The organism is Allochromatium palmeri (assembly GCF_009720725.1).
GTDB lineage: Bacteria > Pseudomonadota > Gammaproteobacteria > Chromatiales > Chromatiaceae > Thermochromatium > Thermochromatium palmeri.
Genome location: NZ_WNKT01000034.1, coordinates 1 through 20,698, shown reverse-complemented (window position 1 = coordinate 20,698; position 20,698 = coordinate 1). Strand labels below are relative to the sequence as shown.

11 protein-coding genes and 1 pseudogene are annotated in these 20,698 nt (G+C 65.0%); 10 read left to right on the top strand and 2 right to left on the bottom strand.

Annotated features, from left to right (window positions below; translation table 11 throughout):
• Nucleotides 1-112: 112 nt before the first annotated feature.
• The 10 genes and pseudogenes from pglW (at nucleotide 113) to GJ668_RS14050 (ending at nucleotide 19,399) form a co-directional block, all read left to right on the top strand.
• Nucleotides 113-4,324, top strand: a complete 4,212-nt coding sequence (gene pglW / locus GJ668_RS14090) for a BREX system serine/threonine kinase PglW (protein WP_155450783.1) — start codon at nucleotides 113-115, stop codon at nucleotides 4,322-4,324.
• 43 nt (nucleotides 4,325-4,367) lie between these two features.
• Nucleotides 4,368-4,592, top strand: coding sequence for a hypothetical protein (locus GJ668_RS14085; protein ID WP_246194881.1), 225 nt, complete (start codon nucleotides 4,368-4,370; stop codon nucleotides 4,590-4,592).
• Nucleotides 4,589-5,008, top strand: a complete 420-nt coding sequence (locus GJ668_RS14080) for a type II toxin-antitoxin system VapC family toxin (protein ID WP_155450781.1) — start codon at nucleotides 4,589-4,591, stop codon at nucleotides 5,006-5,008. Before GJ668_RS14085 ends, GJ668_RS14080 begins: the two co-directional genes overlap by 4 nt.
• Nucleotides 5,009-5,070: 62 nt before the next feature.
• Nucleotides 5,071-7,662 (top strand): annotated as a pseudogene (gene pglX / locus GJ668_RS14075) (BREX-2 system adenine-specific DNA-methyltransferase PglX); the annotation flags it as partial.
• Nucleotides 7,654-8,688: a DUF7008 domain-containing protein gene (locus GJ668_RS21280; RefSeq protein ID WP_425482493.1), complete on the top strand. Its 1,035-nt coding sequence runs from the start codon at nucleotides 7,654-7,656 to the stop codon at nucleotides 8,686-8,688. The pseudogene pglX and the gene GJ668_RS21280, both read left to right, overlap by 9 nt.
• 33 nt (nucleotides 8,689-8,721) lie before the next feature.
• On the top strand, nucleotides 8,722-9,321 hold the full coding sequence (locus GJ668_RS14070; protein WP_155450779.1) for a Uma2 family endonuclease: 600 nt from the start codon (nucleotides 8,722-8,724) through the stop codon (nucleotides 9,319-9,321).
• A gap of 62 nt (nucleotides 9,322-9,383) precedes the next feature.
• The gene (locus GJ668_RS14065) at nucleotides 9,384-13,049 is read left to right on the top strand and encodes a BREX-2 system ATPase PglY family protein (protein WP_155450778.1); all 3,666 of its coding nucleotides are present in this window, start codon (nucleotides 9,384-9,386) and stop codon (nucleotides 13,047-13,049) included.
• A 10-nt stretch (nucleotides 13,050-13,059) separates the two neighbouring features.
• The gene (pglZ, locus tag GJ668_RS14060; protein WP_155450777.1) at nucleotides 13,060-15,783 is read left to right on the top strand and encodes a BREX-2 system phosphatase PglZ; all 2,724 of its coding nucleotides are present in this window, start codon (nucleotides 13,060-13,062) and stop codon (nucleotides 15,781-15,783) included.
• Entirely contained in the window at nucleotides 15,780-17,138 is a 1,359-nt protein-coding gene (brxD, locus tag GJ668_RS14055) for a BREX system ATP-binding protein BrxD (protein WP_155450776.1), read from the top strand. Before pglZ ends, brxD begins: the two co-directional genes overlap by 4 nt.
• Nucleotides 17,139-17,212: 74 nt before the next feature.
• On the top strand, nucleotides 17,213-19,399 hold the full coding sequence (locus GJ668_RS14050; RefSeq protein ID WP_155450775.1) for a DEAD/DEAH box helicase: 2,187 nt from the start codon (nucleotides 17,213-17,215) through the stop codon (nucleotides 19,397-19,399).
• Between the two features lie 129 nt (nucleotides 19,400-19,528).
• Here the strand turns inward: GJ668_RS14050 and GJ668_RS14045 are convergent, their stop codons facing one another.
• The gene (locus GJ668_RS14045) at nucleotides 19,529-19,873 is read right to left on the bottom strand and encodes a WGR domain-containing protein (protein ID WP_343032221.1); all 345 of its coding nucleotides are present in this window, start codon (nucleotides 19,871-19,873) and stop codon (nucleotides 19,529-19,531) included.
• Nucleotides 19,863-20,651 carry an SDR family oxidoreductase gene (locus GJ668_RS14040; protein ID WP_155450774.1) on the bottom strand — a complete coding sequence of 263 codons (789 nt, stop codon included), beginning with the start codon at nucleotides 20,649-20,651 and terminating at the stop codon, nucleotides 19,863-19,865. Before GJ668_RS14040 ends, GJ668_RS14045 begins: the two co-directional genes overlap by 11 nt.
• Between the last annotated feature and the right edge of the window lie 47 nt (nucleotides 20,652-20,698).

Here is a 20,698-nt window from a genome sequence, read left to right as displayed (position 1 = left end):
CCGCGATCTTGGGCTTGAGCCAATGCCGGGCCGATGGTCTGAAGTCACCAGAAAAAATTCGGTATTTTGTGCTCATCCATTGGCCCTGACGACGCTCGCAGCGTACATAAATATGGATAAGCTCTGGAAGCAGATAACCCCCTCGGACTTCGCCTGGGAGCGTGAGGCGCTGGCCTTTCTCAAAGAGCGGCTGCCCGATCACGAGCCCTACCGTGTCTGGGCCAACTTCGAATTCATCGCACAAGACGGCTCCATCAACGAGATCGACGCCCTCGTCCTGACACCCAAAGGACTCTTCCTCGTCGAGATCAAGTCTCACCCCGGCGAAATCAGCGGCGATGCCGGCGCCTGGGTCTGGATCAGCGAGGGGCGCCGTCGCGTCTTCGACAATCCGCGCCTGCTGGCCGATCGCAAGGCCAAGAAGCTCAAATCCCTGCTTGAGAGCCAGCGCTCGGCGCTGAAGGCGAAGGAGCGTCTCCCGTTCATCCAGACGCTGGTCTTCCTGTCTGCCGAAAACGTCGTCAACAGGCTCCAGGGGCCGGCGCGCCTTCAGGTCTGTACCCGCAAGAACGTCATGGAGGCGCTCTGTCACATCGACAGTGGCTGGACGCATCGCCCGCTCGACCGGCCGATCTCCAAGGCCGTCGCGCGCGCCCTTGAGGAAGCCGGGATCAAGGAATCCCTGCGTGCGCGGCGCGTCGGACTCTACGCGCTCAATACGCTGCTGGACGAGGCGGATCACTTCCAGGACTGGCTCGCGACCCACTCCGAGACCGGCGTGCAGCGGCGTATTCGTCTCTATCTCACCCACGGCAAATCCGAGCAGGAGGCCGCAACCCTGCGCAATGCCGCCAAACTGGAGTTTCGGCTCCTTGAAGGCATCGAGCATCCCGGCATCCTCCAGGCGCGGGACTATCAGCAGCATGACCAGGGGCCGGCCCTGGTCTACGAGTACGATCCCGCCGCCGTGCGTCTCGATCATTTCCTGATCGGACTCGGCGCCGGCCAGCGGCTGGAGACGCTGGCGGCTTTGACGCTGCTGCGCCAGATCGCTGAAGCCGTGCGCTTTGCCCATGGCAAACGGCTCTATCACCGCGCGCTGAGCCCGCAGAGCCTCTATGTGCGCGACGACGGTGATGGAGGTCTTTCCGTCAAGATCGCCAACTGGGCCACCGCGCGGCGTGCGTTCGATGGCGAAACACGGGCGCTGACGGCGCTCAGCCACCTGAGCTGCATCCTCCAGGAGGAGGCCGGTCCCTATCTAGCGCTCGAGGCCCACGCCGAGACGTTGAGCGCCGGCGCGAGCGACAGCGTCTATCTCGACGTCTTCTCGCTCGGCGCCATCGCCTACCTGCTCTTCACCGGCCAGCCGCCCGCCGCGAACGGTCTGGAACTGCAAGACAAGCTCAGTCGCGGCAAGGGCTTGCAGATCACCGATGCGCTCAACGGCGCCGGTCGCGAGCTGCAAGACCTCATCCAATACGCCACCCATCCGGATACCGGCAGTCGCATCGGTTCGGTCGCTGAATTCATCGAGTACCTCACCCTGGTCGAGGACGAGCTCAGCCGTCCCGACAGCGAGCGCCGTGTCGATCCCGCCGCCGCGCGCGCCGGCGACACCTTTGAAGGCGGCATCCGGGTGACCAAGCGCCTGGGGCGCGGGGCCAGCTCGGTGGCCTTCGTCGTCGAGCAGCGCGGGCAGGAGCGCGTGCTCAAACTGGCCGCCAGTCCTGAGCACAACCAGCGCCTGCGCCAGGAGGCCGAGACACTGAAGAAGCTGCGCCATCAGGCCGTCATCGCCTACCACGAGACCCACGATTTTCTCGGTCACACCGGCCTCATCCTCGACTATGCCGCCGAGGGCACGCTCGCTGAGCGTCTGCGCAAGCTCGGTCCCATTCAGTTCGAGCTATTGGAACGCTTCGGCGACGACCTCCTGAGCGCCCTCTGCCATCTGGAGGAAAAGGGTCTCTCGCACCGCGACATCAAACCGGAGAACATCGGCCTGATGAAACAGGGCCGGCAGTTGCATCTGGTGCTCTTCGACTTCTCGCTGGCGAGCCTCGGTGCTGAGAATTTCACCGCCGGCACCCTGGCCTACATGGACCCCTTCATCCGCGACCCAGGCCGCCGGCGCTGGGACGACTACGCCGAGCGCTTCTCCGCCGCCCTGACGCTCTACGAGATGGCGACCGGCCGGCTGCCGACCTGGGCGGACGGGGAGGGGCTGCCGCCCCTGATCGAAGGCGCCCTGGAGATCGATCCCGCCGTCTTCGACCCGAGCGTGCGTGATGGCCTGGCCGGGTTTTTCCGCACGGCGCTCGCCCGGGACGTCAAGGCGCGCTTCGGCAATGCCGAGGACATGCGCCGCGCCTGGCGTCAGCCTTTCGACCAAGCCAAACGGAAGACGACCCAGCACCCTGGCGAAGGCGTCGCTGTGCAACCCTGCCCGATCGGCGAGGCCCGGCTCGACACTCAGATCGGCCTGCTCCCGCTCTCCGCCCAGGCACTGGATACCCTGAGCCGGCTCCACATCAACAGCGTCGGCGAACTCATCCGTCTGCCGCGCAACGAGCTGGTCCGCATGACGGGTGTCGGCACCCAAACCCGGCGCGAACTCTCGGAGGTGATCGCGCGCCTACAGGCGCGTCTTGCGCCTCCAGAGTCCAGCCGGACCGGCCGCGATGCGATCTCATCCGCTCCGATCGAGGGCGAGGGCCTGCTCATCAGCGTCGACCAACTGATGCGCCGCCTCCGCCCGCCCCCGACCAAGGCCGCCGACCAGGATCGCTACCGCTTCCTCACCGAATACCTGGGCCGTCTCGACGCCGCCGGCGCCCGAGCGGCGGACAACGTCCATTGGCCCACCCTGATCACCCTCGGTGCCGAGATCGGTATCGAGTCCGCCGCCGCACGCGATCTGCTGGCGCGCGTTCTGGCGCAGTGGGGCAAGAACCGATTCATCACCCAATTACGCCAGGATGTCGCCAAGCTCCTCGCAGAGCAGGGCGGCGTCATGACGGCCGTCGAGCTGGGGGAGGCCATCCTGCTGCGTCGCGGCTCGGTCCAGCCCTCGCCGATTCGCGATCGCTGGGCGCAGGCCGTGGTGCGGGCCGCGATCGAGACTGAGCTAGCCCGTCAGGAGTCGCGCTGGATTCTGCGCCGGTGCGGTAAGCGCATGCTCATTGCCGACGACACTCAGGGGTTGGGCGAGGCGCTGGCGGACTATGCCGAGGCGCTCGGCCAGCTCGCGGACGAATGCGCCGAGCAACAGCCGCTGCTGTCGCCGCTGCGCGCCCTGGAGCGTATCCGCGCGCTCCCGGCCCCGGACTCCTTCGCCGGTCTCAGCAACCATCGATTGCTGCGTCTGGCCGTCGCCGCCTCGCAGGGGGCGGCGCTCTCCAGCCGTGCGGAGTTCTACCCCAAGGGGATGCCCGCCGAGCGCAGTCTTGAGCTGGCCCAGGGGGCCTTGCTCGGTACGCCCAGGCTCTCAGTGGCCGAGGTGCAGGACCGCATCCAGGGCCGCTATCCCGAGGCGTTGCCGCTTCCCGGGCGGCCGCAGCTCGACGCCCTGCTGAACCGCCTTGAGCTGGGGTTCATCTGGGATCCCCAAGTCGAGCATGGCGGCAAGCGCGGGGCCTACTGTCTGCCACGGGCCGGTGCGCTGGGCGACGGCAGCTCCACCCTCGCCGCCACCCGGACCAGCGTTCACTACACCCGGCATGAAGTCGGGGATGACTCGCTGGCGCGCGAGCTGAAGGCGTTCGAGCAGCGCGTCCGCAACGCCCTCGATGCCGGGCGTTTCCTGGCCCTTTCGGTCAGGCCCCGGCTGTGGCAGCGGGCGCAGCAGCATCTCGCCGAGACCTTCGCGTTGCAGGTGGTCAGTTTCGATGCGCTACTGCTGCGCCATCTGCACCGTCTGTGCGACGGCATGGCCAATCCGCCCAACTGGCAGGTCGTCTTGAAGGCCGATGCCGCCGACTCCGGCAGTGTCGACTGGTCGCGTTTGCAGGGGCTGGTGCGCCGGGTTCTGCCGGCCATGGCCGAGGAAATCAGGGCGGCTGATCGCCCGGTTCTGCTCACCGATCCTGGACTCATCGGTCGCTATGGTCTGGTCGACACCTGGCTCGGTGAACTGCGCCGGCAGTTGGAGGATGACCCGCAGACACAGGCCCTGTTTCTGCTGCTCGCCAACGAGACGGCCACTGCGGCGGCCTTCATCGATGGAGTCAGTGTGCCGAGCGGCGCGGGCAGTCGGGAGTTTGCTCGGATTCCGAGCGCTTGGGTAAATCCTTCCCTTGTCCGGCAAGGCTCTGCCGACTAATATTGTCGAAGTTTTCAACAATTAATATCCCGCTATGGCGACCATGAACTTCAGCATCCCGGACGACATCCGGGACGCCTTCAATCGCGAATTTTCGGGTCAGAACAAGAGCGCCGTGATCGCTCGGCTGATGCAACAGGCCATTGCCGAAGCCGATCAGCAGCGACGGCGGCAAGCGGCCTTCAAGCAGCTCACCGCCGCACGCGCCGAGCGGCCGGCATTGACCGATGCGATGGCCCGTGCGGCCCGCGAATCGGGCCGCCCATGATTCTGGTCATTGACGCCAGCGTCATCATCAAGTGGCTGTTCCAGGATCCCGAGCGCGAGGCCGATACCGAGCAGGCGACCGCGCTCATGGCGGCCGTCGCTCGCGGTGATCTGAGTGTTGTGCAGCCGCCGCACTGGCTGATCGAGGTCGCGGCGGTCATGGCGCGCGAGACGCCGGAGCGTGCCCAGCGGGATCTGGCGCTGCTGGAGGCCATGACGCTTCCGGTTCGCAGCGATGTCGAGGTGCTGACACGCGCCTGTACGCTCGCCATTGATCTTGGGCATCATCTCTTCGACACGCTGTATCACGCGGTGGCCCTGGAGTCGGGGGCCTGCCTTGTTACGGCGGACGAGCGCTACCATCGCAAGGCCAAGGGGCTGCCGTGCATTCGGCATTTGCGCGACTGGGATGGCTGAGTCGGCCACTCCAAAGATACGTCCCCACGCACCTGTGACCGCACAAGGATTAACGAGACCCGATGATCCATCCCCAACGCCTGCTCGCCGACCTCCAATCCCTGCTGCCCAAGCTGGAGCAGGACATCCTGACCTATTGCCAGGCCCGACCGGAGCTGGAGAGCCATCTCAGGGCCGAGTACGCCAAGGCGCAGGCCGCCAATCGCACCGCCGAGCATTTTGTCGTCTGGCGCGAGGCTCAGATCACTCAGGCGGCGGCGGCCTGGGTGCTGACCGGCGTGTTCGTCCGCTTTCTGGAGGACAACCGGTTGCTGGAGGCGCCGTTCATTTCCGGGCCGACGGCGGGGGCGGGGCGCCGCTCGGATCAAGGCGCGCTGCAACAGGCCAAGGATCGGATGACGGTCTATTTCTCCGAGCATCCGACGGAGGCTGAGCGTGACTATCTGCTGGCGGTCTTCGGTGAGCTGGCGCATCTGCCGGCGATGGCTGAGTTGCTGGATCGCGCCCACAATCCGCTCTGGCAACTGCCGCTGTCGGCGGACGGTGCGAAGGCGTTGATCGATTTCTTTCAGCGGCTCGATCCTGAGACCGGGGAGATTGTGCACGATTTCACCGATCCGGAGTGGGATACCCGCTTTCTCGGCGATCTCTATCAGGATCTTTCGGAGAGCGTGCGCAAGCGTTATGCGTTGTTGCAGACGCCTGAGTTCGTCGAGCGTTTCATCCTCGACTATACGTTGGAGCCGGCGAAGGCGGCCTTCGGTCTGCCGGGGCTGAAGCTGATCGATCCGACTTGTGGGTCGGGGCATTTTCTGTTGACGGGCTTCGAGCGGTTGTTCGACGACTGGCAGAAGCGCGAGCCGGCGACGAACGCGCGTGCGCTGGCGCAGCGGGCGCTCGATGCGATTCATGGGGTGGACATCAATCCGTATGCGATTGCGATTGCGCGTTTCCGGTTGCTGATTGCGGCGATGAAGGCGGCGGGGAGCGATCGGTTGAAGGAGGCGCCGGACTTTCATTTCAATCTGGCTGTGGGCGATTCGCTGTTGCACGGGCGGCGGCATGAGTCGCAGGGGCAGGGCATTCAGCGCGATCTGCTGGATGATGCGCTTGATCATGTGTTCGAGGTGGAGGATCGGGACAGGCTGGAACGCATTCTTGGGCAGCGTTATCAGGTCGTGGTCGGCAATCCGCCCTATATCACCGTCAAGGACAAGGCGCTGAATCAGGCGATTCGGGATAAGTATCCGACCTGTCATCGTCAGTATTCGCTTGGGGTGCCCTTTACTGAGCGGTTTTTCGATCTGACGGTGCCGGCGGAGGGCAATCGTCCGGCTGGGTTCGTGGGCATGATTACCGCCAACAGCTTTATGAAGCGCGAGTTCGGCAAGAAGCTGATCGAGGGGTATTTGCCGCGCAAGGATCTGACGCATGTGATCGATACTTCGGGGGCTTACATTCCGGGGCATGGGACGCCGACGGTGATTGTGTTTGGGCGTAATCGGATGCCACAGGCCGAGCGGTTGCGGGCGGTGTTGGGGATTCGCGGGGAGCCGAGCACGCCGGAGGATGCAGCGCAGGGGTTGGTGTGGCGGTCGATCATGGAGTTGTTGGAGCGGCCGGGAAGTGAGAGCGCCTTTGTCAGTGTGGTGGATCAGGAGCGGGGGTTGTATTCCAAGCATCCGTGGAGTGTCGGGGGCGGCGGTGCCTCTGACCTCAAATTGCTGGTCGAGGCAGGTGCTGAAAAGACGCTATTTGATTACGCTACTGAAATTGGGTTCGGCGCGGTGACACGTGAGGACGAAGCCTACTTGGTTGGTGGAAAAGTGTGCTTGCGCTTTGGGATTCCTGCTGAACAGATCCTCCCATTGGTTGAAGGCGAGCGCATTCGAGATTGGTCACTCGACAATCCTGTTTGTGGGATATGGCCTTACCATCCGCACACCTTAAATGCGCAGGCTGATAATTCGGTAAGTCGATATTTGTGGCCGCTCAAGCAGCAGTTGTCTCAGCGGGTAGCTTATGGCTTGAACCAGTTGGAGCGTGGTCTTCAATGGTTTGAGTATTCGATGTTCTTTGATAAGCGCTACAAAATCCCTCTCTCCATCACCTTCGCCTTCGTCGCCACCCACAATCATTTCGTCCTCGACCGGGGCGGCAAGGTCTTCAAACAGTCCGCGCCGGTCATCAAGCTCCCAGCCGGGGCGAGCGAGGACGATCATCTGGCGCTGCTGGGCCTGCTCAACAGCTCGACCGCCTGTTTCTGGATGAAGCAGGTGTTTCACAACAAGGGAGCGACAAGCGACAAGGGAATCCTTCAGGATGATCCGGAGAAGTTCCGATTCGAGTTCGACGGAACCAAGCTCAAGTTGTTTCCTATTCCGGATCTATCCGACGATGATCGACGAAAAATCATCTTGTTGGTTGCAGCTCTGGATAAATCTGGGAACGCTTTAACGAGTTTCTCGTTCTCCAAGTTTTGCGAAGCAGCTTTGCAGGAAGGCAAATCACTCAAGGAGGAGATGAGTCGGGTGATTCAGGAACGCAATAACACCCGAAAGAAGATGGTGCGCTGGCAGGAAGAGCTGGACTGGCTGTGTTATGAGCTTTACGGACTCATTATCCGTTCCGATGCCGGCGCTTCAATGATCCATGAAACTGCGGTGGACGAAATGACTCCTTTGGACAAGGATTCGAGGCTCTACCGCTGCCTGGATGAGACGCCATCTAACGCGAAGTCGGTAGCCCGCTTGCGACTCATCAAGGAAAACCATTCGATCGCACTCATCGAAAGACCTGAATATAAGCGTCGCTGGTTCCGATCGGCTGGTGCCTACGACGAGCGCGATCTGACCGACGAGATCCAGTTCCCGCGATGGATGCGGGAATGGTTGCTGGATCATTTGGAAACCTACTGCCACGCCCCCGAGTTGATGACCGTCGCCCAACTCGCCGAGCGCGCCCGTCACAACGCCGCCTTCCAACAGATCGCCGCCCTCTACACCGGCACCGACACCTTCGATGCCCGCACCCTCGTCGCCGAACTGGTCGAAAGCGATCAGGTGCCGCAAATGGCCGCTGCCCGCTACAAACCCAAAGCCATGCCCAAATTCCGCGCCTGGCAGGAAACCTGGGACAAGCAGCGCGCCGAAGACGCCATCGACGCCCGCACCGCACTCGACCCCGCCGACCCCCACTTCCTCACCGCCGAACACGCCCGCGCGCTCAAAGCCGAACACATCGGCGACATCCCGCTCCCGCCCAAATACGCCGCCGCCGACTTCCGCAAACCCAGCTACTGGAGCCTGCGCGGCAAACTCGACGTCCCCAAAGAACGCTTCTTCAGCCTGCCCGGCGGCGAGCGCCCCGGCGACGCCACCCTCGTCATCGGCTGGGCCGGACTCGATCACCTGCAACGCGCCCAAGCCATCGCCACCTGGACCCTGGAGCGCAAGGAACAGGACGGCTGGGACGCCGAACGGCTCAAGCCCCTGCTGGTCGCCCTCGACGAACTGATCCCCTGGCTCAAACAGTGGCACAACGCCCTCGACCCCGAACTCGGCGAACGCCTGGGCGACTACTACGAAGGCTTCCTGCTCGAAGAACTGCGCCAGTTGGAACTGTCGCGCGACGAGCTGGAGGCATGGGAACCGCCCGCTGCCCGGCGTGGTCGGCGCTGACACCAGACGCCTTACACTTAAAGGAACGACATCATGCAGACACAACCCATACCCGAGTATCGGTTTGAGGACTATCTCGCCATCGAGCGCGAATCGACCGATGTGAAGCACGAGTATTTCGCCGGTCAGGTGTTCGCCATGAGCGGCGGCAGCTACGAGCACAGCTTGATCACGGTCAATCTGGCCGGCGAACTGCATCAACGGCTCAAAGATAGTTCCTGCGCGGTCCTCTCCAGCGACATGCGGATACGCATCGAAACCGCCGATGCCTGTGCCTACCCGGATGTCAGCGTGCTGTGCGGTGAACCGATCTTTCATGACGCACGGCGCGATGTGCTGACCAACCCGGTGCTGATCGCCGAAGTTCTCTCGCCCTCGACTGAAGCCTACGACCGCGGCGGCAAGTTTGCCCTCTACCGCCAACTGCCGAGCCTGCGTCACTATCTGCTGGTCGCGCAGGACCAGATCGCGGTCGATGTCTTCACCCGCCAGCCCGACGGCCGCTGGGTGCTCGACGCCTATACCGACCCGGACGCCGAGATACTTCTGGAGGCACTGGACTGCCGACTGTCGATGCGCGAACTCTATGATCGGGTAATATTTGGCGCCGCCGATACCACGCCTCGATCCTGAGACAAAACCAGGCTCGACGCCAACGATTCCGAATCTGACAAGACACGGATGCCGATCATCGTATGTCTGTTCTCATCAAAGACCTCATCCACATCCCCGAGCGCGTCCAGCGTGGCGATTTCGTACTCAACCTGGCCAGCGGCCTCGAAGCGGATGCCGTCGAGCAGACCCTCAAGGACTATGTCGTCACTCCGCAGCTCGCCCGCTGTTTCGAGGACGCGCTGAGCTTCATCCAGAGTACCGCCGCCAGCCGGCAGAATCGCAACAAGGGCGCCTATCTGCACGGCAGTTTCGGCAGCGGCAAGTCGCACTTCATGGCGGTGCTGCACCTGCTGTTGCAGGGCAATCCCCAGGCGCGCGCCATCCCCGAGTTGGCCCCGTCGGTCGCCAAGCACAGCGACTGGATGCAGAGCCGCAACATCCTGCTGGCGCCCTATCACATGATCGGTGCGGCGAGCATCGAGTCCGGCGTGCTCGGTGGCTATGCCCGTTATATCCGCAAGCTCCACCCGGATGCTCCAGTACCCGGCTTCTATATGAGCGAGCGCCTCTTCGCCGATGCCCAGGCGATGCGCGGGCACATGGGCGATGAACGCTTCTTCGCGGCGCTCAACAGCGCGGGCGGCGCGGCGGGGGGCGACGATGGCTGGGGTGACGCTGCCACCGGCTGGGAGGCGGTGAGCTTCGAGGCCGTGGTCAGCGGGCAGGCGGGCGACGATGACCGCATCCGCCTGGTCGGCGATCTGGTCGGCTCCCTGTTCAAGTCCTTCGCCGATCTCGCCAACACCGAAAGCGGCGGCTATCTCGAATTCGACGAAGGCCTGCGTGTCATGACCCGGCACGCCAAGGCGCTCGGCTATGACGCCGTCATCCTCTTCCTCGACGAGCTGATCCTCTGGCTCGCCAGCCGCCTGTCCGACCGCAACTTCATCAACAGCGAGATCCAGAAGGTCGTCAAGCTGGTCGAGACCGGCCTCCCGCGCGAGCTGCCGCTGATCAGCTTCATCGCCCGTCAGCGCGACCTGCGCGAGTTCGTCGGCGACCAATACAGCGGCGTCGACCAGGAGATCCTGAGCGACTCGCTGAAATACTGGGAGGGGCGCTTCCACACCATCACGCTGGAGGATCGCAACCTCCCGGTGATCGCCCAGCGGCGTCTGCTCGCACCCGTCAGCGCGGCGGCCCAGGACCAGATCGAAGCGGCCTTCGCCCAGACCGAGCGGATGCGCGAGGAGGCGTTCACCCTGCTGCTGACCAGTCAGGGCGACCGCGACATGTTCCGCGCCCTCTATCCCTTCAGCCCGGCCCTGGTGCAGGCGCTGGTGGCGCTCTCCTCAGCGCTCCAGCGCGAGCGCACGGCGCTCAAGGTCATGCTGATGCTGCTGGTCGAGCAGCGCGAGACCCTGGCGCTGGGCCGCGTCATCCCGGTCGGCGACCTCTATGATGTCATCGCCTCCGAGGCCGAGCCTTTCTCCGAGCAGATGCGACAGCATTTCGACAACGCCAAGCTGCTGTTCGAGCGCAAGCTGATCCCGGTCCTGGAGCAGGAGCACCAGATCAGCCTTCAGGCGCTTCAGGAGCTGGCGCCGGACGAGGCCAAACGGCAGGCCTTCAACAACGATCTGCGCCTGCTCAAGACCCTGGTGCTGGCCGCCCTGGTCCCCGAGGTCGAGAGCTTCAAACAGCTCACCGCGACCAAGCTCGCGGCGCTCAATCACGGCACCATCCGCTCGCCCATCCCAGGGCGCGAGGCGCAAACCGTCTTGCAGAAGTGCCGCAAATGGGCGGGTCAGGTCGGCGAGATCAAGATCTCCGACGACCCCAATCCCACCATCGGCGTGCAGCTCTCGGGCGTGGATACCGAAAGCATCATCGAGCAGGCACGCATCAACGACAACGACGGCAACCGCCGACGCCTGGTGCGTGAGATGGTCTTCGACGCCTTCGGCATCCGCGACGACAACCAGCTCTTCGTCGAGCACGAGTGGCTGTGGCGCGGCACCCGGCGGCGGGTGGAGGTGCTGTTCCAGAACATCCTCGGAATCACGGACGACAGCCTCTTCGAGTCGCGCGACGATCAGTGGAAGGTCATCATCGACTTCCCGTTCGGCGCCGGGACGCATTCCCCGACCGACGCTCAGGCGCGCGTGCGCAACTTCGAGGCGGCAGGCGGGCAGGCGAAGACGATCTGCTGGCTACCCTATTTCCTGAGCCAGAGCGCGCAGAAGAACCTCGGCAAACTGGTCGTGCTGGAAGACATCCTCAAGAGCGAGGACAGCTTCAACCGCTACAGCCGTCATCTCAGCCCGCAGGATCGCGCGAGCGCCCGCACCCTGCTCGACAATCAGCGCAGCCAGCTGCGCCAGCAGCTCAAGGACATCCTGATCGGCGCCTACGGGGTGGCTCAGGCGTTGCCCGGCTCGCTCGACCACAACGATCTGCTGGAATCGCCGCTCCTGTCGCTACAGCCGGGGTTCACGCCACGCCCGCCGCAGGGCACCACCATGGCAAAGGCCTTCGAGCAGTTGCTCGGGCAGGCCCTGGCCTGGCAGTACCCGGATCACCCCGCCTTTTTTGATGCCCAAGGCGACGGCGAGGTGAAGACGAGCGATCTCGGCAAGGTCTTCACTGAGCTGCGCCGCGCGATTCATGCCCCGCACGGGCGTATCGACGTCGACGGCCCCCTGCGGCCGCTGATGCGCCAGATCGCGCAGCCGCTCAAGCTCGGCGAGATGCACGAGCGCCACTTCATCTTCAAGGAGGACTGGCCGCAACACCTGAGCCGCGAGCTGGCCCGAATGGGTGGTGAGGCGACTGTGCGGGCGCTCCGTGAGGCGATGGACCAGCCGCGTCCTCGGGGCTTGCCGACGGCCGTGCAGAACCTGCTGATCCTCGTCTTTGCCGAGCATGGACAGTACGCCTTCACTTTCCACGGCGGTCCGTTCGAGGATGTGAGCCTCAAGGACATCCGCGACGACCTGGTACTGATCAAGCAGGAGCTGGCCGAGCCTGAGATCTGGCGGAAAGCACTGGACCATTTCGCCGCCGTGCTCGGTCATACGATCAATCCCTTGCTCACCGCCAACAACCAGAACGCGCTGCAAAAGGAGGTGCAGGCCGAGGTCAATGCCCGCCTGGAGGACTGCCGCAGCCTGGTCGCGGATCTGACTCAACAGCTCGATGCGCTTGGACTGGCGGCGACCGGCAACCGGCTGGCCAACGCCCGGCTCGCCGTGCAGTGGCTGGAGGATCTGCAATCCCGCGAGGGGCCGGCCCTGGTCGAAGCCTTGGCGGAGCTGGAGCCGGTCACCAGTCTGCAAGCGCTAGGTCGCAGCCTCATCACGGCAACGCGGGTGAGTCATGCGCTGGCGGACAACAATTGGGACTTGCTGCGGGCCGTTTGGGGCGAGGGGGAGGGGACGCGCATCAAGCGCGCCGTGGCCGATGCACTCGCGGCGGACGAGCTGGTGACATCGCTGGCCGATGCGCTCAAGCAGGCCCAGGCGGATGCAACACGCCTGATTCAGCGCCCGCCCGCTGTCGTTCCCCCGATCGACCCGCCGCCGACGCCGCCCGTGAGACCCAAGGGCAAGCGGGTGCTGAAGCAGGACGACCGCCAGGGCCTGGCAGTCGACGAGGCTCGCCGCGTGCTGGAGGAGATCGAGCCACTGCTGAGCGACGGTGTGACCCTGGACATCAGCTACCGGATCCTGGGTGAGACGGATTGAAGCACTGCCGATGACCTCAGTCGTGTCGAATCCGTCCGTCTCCGAGCATGCCAAACTCCCCAGCGCCGTGCTCACCCAGGTGCAGGCGATCCTGGCTAGGGACGCCCAGGCCGATCGGATCGCCCTGGTCTGGCCCGAACCCATCGAACCACGCGAGCAGCGGCTGCCGCTGTCGGACACATGGCTGCGGGTGGTCTATTGCCCCTCGGAGCTGGCGATGCGTGAACGGCTGGTGACCCATAGGCCCGGCGCCGAGCGGTTGGTAATGCTCTCGCCCTTCGATGAGACGCGCCTGTCGCAGGACGTCCTGGCACGGCTCTGGGGCGGCGAGCCGAAGCGCATCAGCCCCTGGCGCACCCTAGAGCAGTTGCTGCGGGTGCGCCGGATCGATCCGCGGCTGACGGCTAAATCCTACCGCTGGATCGCCGAGGCCCTGGTCGAGGGCTTCGAGCGCTATCGTGGTCGCATTCAGTTCGGCGAGGTGCTGGATTTCGACAAGGCTTGGCGCGCCCTGGCCTTGGCGCGGCTCGATTTCGCAGGCGAAGCGCTCGATCTGGACGCGCTCCTGGAGTGGTCGCGCGGCTCGGAGGTCAGCGCGGCGGTCTCGGCACTCCCCGAGACCGTGACGGCGCACCTGGGCGACTGGCTCAGGCCCCGACTGGGCGCCGCGACCGAGCTGGTTCTGAACCTGTGGCGACACGGGCACGCGGGGGACATGGTGGCGATCGGTCTGGTCTGCTCGGTGCTCTATCGCGCCGGTTTGACGCTCGACCAAGCCCTGTTCCAGGCCAGGGGACGCTTGCGCGAGCGCCTGATCGGCGGCGCACGGATCGACGACGCGACGCTTGAGGACTATGGACGGACAACCGTCGACTACCTCGAACGGCTCCTCGCCGAGCGCCCCTATCGCGTGCTCAATGCCCCGCTTGCACAGGCCGAGCAGCTCCTCGCGAGTCTCGACATGCAACCGCTGGCCGCCGCCTCCGACCTGCTTCCGGGCGGATACGGACAGCGGCTCGATCGGCTCGCGCAGGCGCTCCAGGCGGCGCTCGCGGGCAAACCCATCGAACCCGCGCTCGCCGCCCTGGCGGATCTGCGACGTCATCAGTTGGCCAGGGTCCGCACCGAGCAGCTCGGCACGGCGGAGCTGGCGGTGCGTGCCTGCCGCTGGCTGAAGACCGAAGAGGTGGAGCGCGGGAGCCTGCTGGAGCAGGTCGACGACTATGTTGCGAGCGGCGGCTATCTGGACTGGGCGCGCAGCCGCCTCTGGTCGGGCGATGAGCACGAGGCACTGAATCGTCTCTACACACGGCTGGTCGGTCAGGTGTCCGCGCGGCGCGAGCGCCTGAACGAGCGCTTCTCGCATCACCTGTCGGCCATCGCTCGGGGAGATCAGGTCGATGCCTCGGTCTTGCCGGTGGAGCGGGCGCTGGAGGGCTTGGTCGCTCCCCTGGCGAAGCAGCAGCCGGTGCTGGTCCTGGTGCTCGATGGGATGAGTCACGCCGTCTACCGTGAACTCGCGGGCGATCTGTTGCATCACGGCTGGGTGGAGCTACAGCCGGCGGAGCGTCTGGCGCCCTGCTGTCTGCTCGCCGCCTTGCCGACGATCACCCGGATCAGCCGCTATGCCTTGCTGTCCGGAGCGCTGGGCGAGGGCGCCAGTGGCGAGGAGAAACAGGCCTTCGCCGCGCACCCCGCCTTGAAGGCGCTGTCATCGACGAAGTTTCCACCCCTCTTGTTTCACAAGAGCGATCTCCAGCAGCCGGGCAGCGGCGCCCTGGCCGAAGGGGTTCGGGACATCATCGCGGGCCAGGCGCACCGGGTCGTCGGTGCGGTGATCAACGCGGTTGACGACCACTTGAGTAGCGGCGCCCAGGTGTCGGTGCGCTGGTCGGTGGCGTCAGTCGGCGTGCTGCGCCAGATCCTGGAGGCCGCCCGCGAATCCGGGAGACTGGTGATCCTCACCAGCGACCATGGTCATGTGCTGGATCACGACATGCGGCTGATGCCGTCCAATGCCGAGTCGGCGCGCTTCAAGCCGACGACCGAGGCGGTCGGGGACGGCGAGGTGCGGGTCTCGGGCGAGCGCGTGGCGCTGCCCGGCCACCAGGTCATCCTGCCCTGGTCCGAGCGGATTCGCTACACCTCGAAGAAAATGGGCTATCACGGCGGCGGCTCGCTTCAGGAGGTGCTGATTCCGTTCGGCGTCTACCGCAATGCCGGCGAGACCGGCCCGATTACCGGCTGGCAGGAAGTCGCGCGACAGGCGCCCGCCTGGTGGGCGCTCGATCCGGTGTCGGAGCCGCCGGCCAAGGCCGCCGTGGCGTCCGCGCCTGTGTCCTCCGCCCGTCCGTCGAAGCAGAACACGCTAACGCTCGACCTCTTCGCCGAGCCGCCCACGCCAAGCCCGGCGATGATAGGGGAGGGCGATTGGATCGCCGCCCTGCTGGCCTCGCCGGTCTATGCGCAGATGAGGGCGCGCAGCGCTCGGGTCATGGTGAGCGAGGCACAGTTGCGCCGGCTCCTGGAGTTGCTGTCACAGGCGGGCGGTCAGCAGATGGCCGCCGCCGTGGCGCAGGGCCTGGGGCTCCCTGAGATCCGCCTGAACGGACTTTTGGCGGGTGTGCAGAAGTTGCTCAATGTCGATGGCTATCCGGTCCTGGCGATCGATCGGGCGTCCAAGACGATCCGCCTCGATCTCGCGTCGCTGAAGACCCAGTTCGAGTTGTCATGAGCATCAGTCGCCAGCGCCGAGCCGACATCATCGACGCACTGCGGCGCGGCACGGTGCCGCAATACGGGCTCGATGCGCTGGCGGTGGGGCTCACGTCCTTCGAGGCCGCCTTCGACGACGCGCTGACGACGGTCGCGCGCGGGCGCGGCCAGTTCAAGGCCATCCGCGGTGAGTACGGGAGCGGCAAGACCTTCATGGTGCGCTGGCTGCGTGAGCGCGCCCATCGCCTCGGCTTCGCCGGCGCCGAGGTGCAGATCTCCGAGACCGAAACGCCACTGCATCGACTGGAGACGGTCTACCGCCGGTTGATCGAGCGGCTGACCACCGCCGATTCACCCTCGGGGGCGTTTCGCAACGTCATCGACGCCTGGTTTTTTGCCTTGGAAGAGGACGTGATCGCACAGGGCGGGGTCGATCCCAACGACGCCTCGGCCCTGATCGAGGCCACCGACGGCTTGATGGAGAAGCGCCTCGGTGAGGTGGTGCGTTCGGCGCCGGCCTTTGCGCTGACCCTGCGCGCCTATCGCCGCGCGCTGCTCGAAGGGCACGAGGACATCGCCGACGGCCTTCTGGCCTGGATGGCGGGCCAGCCGAACATCGCCGCTGCAATCAAGCGCTACGCCAACATCAAAGGCGACATCGACCACTTCGGCGCCCTGAGCTTCCTGCAGGGCGTGCTCACCATCCTCAAGGATTCCGGCCATCCGGGGCTGCTGCTGGTGCTCGACGAGGTGGAGACCCTGCAACGTATGCGCGGGGACGTGCGCGACAAGAGCTTGAACGCCCTGCGGCAGCTCATGGACGAGATCGACAGCGGGCGCTTTCCGGGACTCTATCTGGTGGTCACCGGGACGCCGTCCTTCTTCGATGGCCCGATGGGGGTGCAGCGACTGCCGCCCCTGGCGCAGCGACTCGCCGTGGATTTTGCGACCGAGGCCCGCTTCGACAACCCCAGAGCGGTGCAGATCCGCTTGCGGGGCTTCGACGTCGCCGCCCTCTGTGAGGTGGGCCGCAAGGTGCGGGATCTCTATGCGGCGGGGTGCGTGGAGGGGAAGGCCTGCGAGCGTATCAGCCAGGTGGTTGACGACGCCTATGTCGCCACACTAGCCCAGGCGGTCACCGGCGCCTTGGGCGGCAAGGTCGGAATCGCGCCTCGGGTGTTTCTGAAGAAGCTGGTCGGCGAGGTTCTCGACCGGGTCGATCAGTTCGCCGACTTCGACCCGCGCCGGCATTATGCCCTCACCGTCAGCGACCAGGAGCTGACCGCTGTCGAACGCTCGGCCCGCTCGGCCGCTCGCGTTGACGACATCGAGTTGGAAATCCCCCCTGGCCCCCCTTTTTCAAAGGGGGGTTAAGAGAGGCTGATGGCCAGTAACACCAGTGTTTCTCAGGATAAGCCCCCTTTGATCAAAGGGGGTGAGAGAGGCTGATGGCCAGCGTTTCACAAGAGAAGCCCCCCTTTGAAAAAGGGGGGTTGGGGGGATTCTCCTTCGATCAGTTGCATCCGGCGCTTCAGCACCACATCGTCAACACCCTGGGCTGGCGCTCACTGCGTCCGTTGCAGGAGGCGACGATCGCGCCGATTCTGCGCGGGGAACACGCCATCCTGCTGGCGCCCACGGCGGGCGGTAAGACGGAAGCGGCGGTCTTCCCTGTTCTGTCGCGGATGCTGAGCGAGCGCTGGGAGGGACTCAGCGTCCTCTACATCTGTCCGATCAAAGCGCTGCTCAACAACCTCGAGCCGCGGCTCGCACACTATGCCGGGTTGGTCGGGCGGCGCGTCGCGCTGTGGCACGGCGATGTCGGCCCGGCGCGCAAGGCCAAGCTCATCGCCGACCCGCCGGACATCCTCCTGACGACGCCCGAGTCCCTGGAAGTGACGCTGATCTCCAGGCGGATCGACCATCGGCAGCTCTTCGCGAATCTGCGCTGTGTCGTCCTTGACGAGGTACATGCCTTTGCGGGCGATGATCGCGGCTGGCATCTGCTGTACCTGCTTGAGCGGCTCAGCCGCATCGCGGGGCGAGACTTGCAGCGGGTGGGACTCTCGGCGACGGTTGGCAACCCCGAGCACCTGTGCGACTGGCTCGCAGCGGGCCTTGACCAACCGCGCCGCGTGATCGATCCGCCGACGGATGCCGGTCGACCTCCGGAGATCGAACTCGACTGGGTCGGCAATCTGCGCAATGCGGCCCTGGTGATCTCCCGGCTGCATCGAGGAGAGAAGCGCCTGGTCTTCTGCGACAGCCGAATGCAGGTCGAAGAGCTGGCAATCGAACTGCGTGGACTCGGTGTGAGCACCTATGTCTCGCATAGCTGCCTGAGTCTGGAGGAGCGACAGGCGGCGGAGACGGCCTTCAGTCAAGGACAGGACTGCGTGATCGTCGCGACCAGCACGCTGGAGCTGGGGATCGATGTGGGGGATCTCGACCGGATCATTCAGATCGATACCCCGAGCCGGGTGTCGTCCTTCCTGCAGCGGATCGGACGCACCGGACGTCGCCCGGGGACCGCGCGCAACTGTCTCTTTCTGATCACCAAGGCGGAGGCCTTCCTGCCGGCGGCGGCCCTGCTGCAACTGTGGAGCGAAGGCTTTGTCGAGCCGATCGAGCCGCCGCCCTTGCCGATGCATCTGTTCGCTCAGCAGATCATGGGCCTCGCCCTCCAGGAAACCGGGATCACCGCCGCGGATTGGCCCGCCTGGCTGGGACGGCTTCCGGGATTGGGGACGCTCGAGCGGGATGACTTTCAGCGCATCCTTGACTTCATGCTCGAAACGGAGATTCTCCACACCGATCAGGGGCTGCTGGGGATCGGCGGATCGGGTGAGCGTCAATTCGGCGCCAGGCACTTCATGGACCTGTTCTCGGTGTTCGTGAGTCCACCCTCGATCAAGGTCTTCCATGGCCGACAAGAGATTGGTGAGGTCCATCAATCGACCTTCATCCTGAAAGAGGAAGGGCCGGCGCTCCTGACCCTCGGAGGTCGCTCTTGGGCAACCCAATACATTGACTGGCCGAGACGCAAGGCATACGTCGAACCGACAGCGCTACGCGGACGCTCGCAATGGCTGAGCGCCGGCCAACCCTTGCATTTCGAGCTCTGTCAGGCGATTCCCCGCGTGCTCGCGCGCGCAGAACCACCGGTCGCCTTCTCGCGTCGCGCCCTGGAGCACATGGCCGAACTGCGCGAAGCCTTGGACTGGGTAGAGCCGGGCAAGACCTTCCTCATCGCTGAGGCGCGCGACAGCCTCGTCTGGTGGACCTTCGCGGGCCGGCTCGTCAATGCGACGATCGCGAATGCGCTGGCTGGAGAGGCGACCAGGATCGTCGCCGATAATCTCACGATCAGCTTCACCGGCGCGGTGGATCTCGCGTCGATGGCGACGGCGATCCGCAACAAGGTTTTCGGCAAAGCGAGCGAACTCGCGCTGCCGCTCGACGAGACGTTCATCGCTGAGCTGAAGTTCGGGGAATGCTTACCAGCCGAGCTCAGGGAGCGTGAGATGATCGCTCGCCATGACTGTTCCGATGCACTTGCGTTGCTGGCGAGCGTGCCTATGGCGGTCATGCGGCTGAGCGACTCTAGCCTGGCAAGCGGGCAGATCAGTCGCTAGCCGGCAAGTCCACGGAGCCCGCCAGATGAACTCACGTCTTTGCTACGCCCTGGAGGCCGCAGCAGTCCGGGCTGATCGTCATGTTCGCGGGCGCTGGCTATCGTGGCCAGTCCGTGACCTGGCATGTGTTCAGCGAATGTCTGTGGAGACGGGCTCCGGCTCCCGATAACCATGCTGCCGGCGCCGCTTCCCGGTCGCCATGATCTGTTGGAGTCCAGCCTCGCGCGACTCGACCCACACGAGGCGCTGTCCGCCCAGATGTGAGCCGATTGCTCCCCAACACTGAAGCAATGTCCACTCGCCGAACAGGTCGCGGACCAGGGCGACGCTGTAGTAACGCTGTTTCTCCGGATGAATCCAGCGGCATTGAGACGGCTCGCCATCGGTGTGAGGCCGGACCGGCCGGTTCGGCGCTGTCTCCAGGCTCGGGCGACGTGTTGAGTGTCGTGCGCCCATGTCGGCGTCACGCCGCATAGATCATGGTCCGGGTCATCCCGCCATCGACGATCAGGTTCTGGCCGGTGATGAATCCGGCCTGGTCGCCGGCCAGGAAGCGCACGGCGGCGACGATGTCTTCCGGCGCGCCGACCCGCCCGACGGCATGTTGAGTCCGATCGATCGGGCGATGGTGCGGGACGCGCCGATGGGCCGACTTCTGGAGCGGACCGGTCTCGATCCAGCCGGGGCTGATGGCATTGACCCGGATCTCCGGTCCCAGACTGATCGCGGCAGCGTGGGTGAAAGCCAGCAGGCCGCCCTTGGCGGCGGCATAGGCTTCGCAGTGCGGTTCGGATTGCAGGGCGCGGGTCGAAGCAATGTTGACGATCGCACCGCGACGTCGGCGCAGCCCTGGAATGGCCGCGCGGGTGCAGAGAAAGGCGCCGGTCAGATGGCTATCCTGCCAGCGCCGCCAGTCGGCCAGCGACAGTGTTTCGAGCGGACCGCTCAGCGGGTCGGCCAGACCGGCGTTGTTGACCAGCAGATCCAGGCCGTCGGGCTGGCCATCCCGAGACTGCCAGGCCGCGAGTGCGGCGAAGGCGCGCTCGACCGCCGCTTCATCGCCGACATCAGTGTCCAGCCCGAGACAGGCCGGGGTCGCCCATTCAGCCGTCACCTCAGCCAGCGCTTCGGCCTCCCGGTCGAGCACGGCCACGCGCCATCCCTCGGCCAGGAATGCCTGAGCCAGGGCGCGACCGATGCCTTGGGCGCCGCCCGTGATGAGTAAAGTGGACCCTGAAAACCGGACAGTCATTTAAGTTATCAAACCGGTACAGAAGGGTTAGTCAAAATGGGTGAATC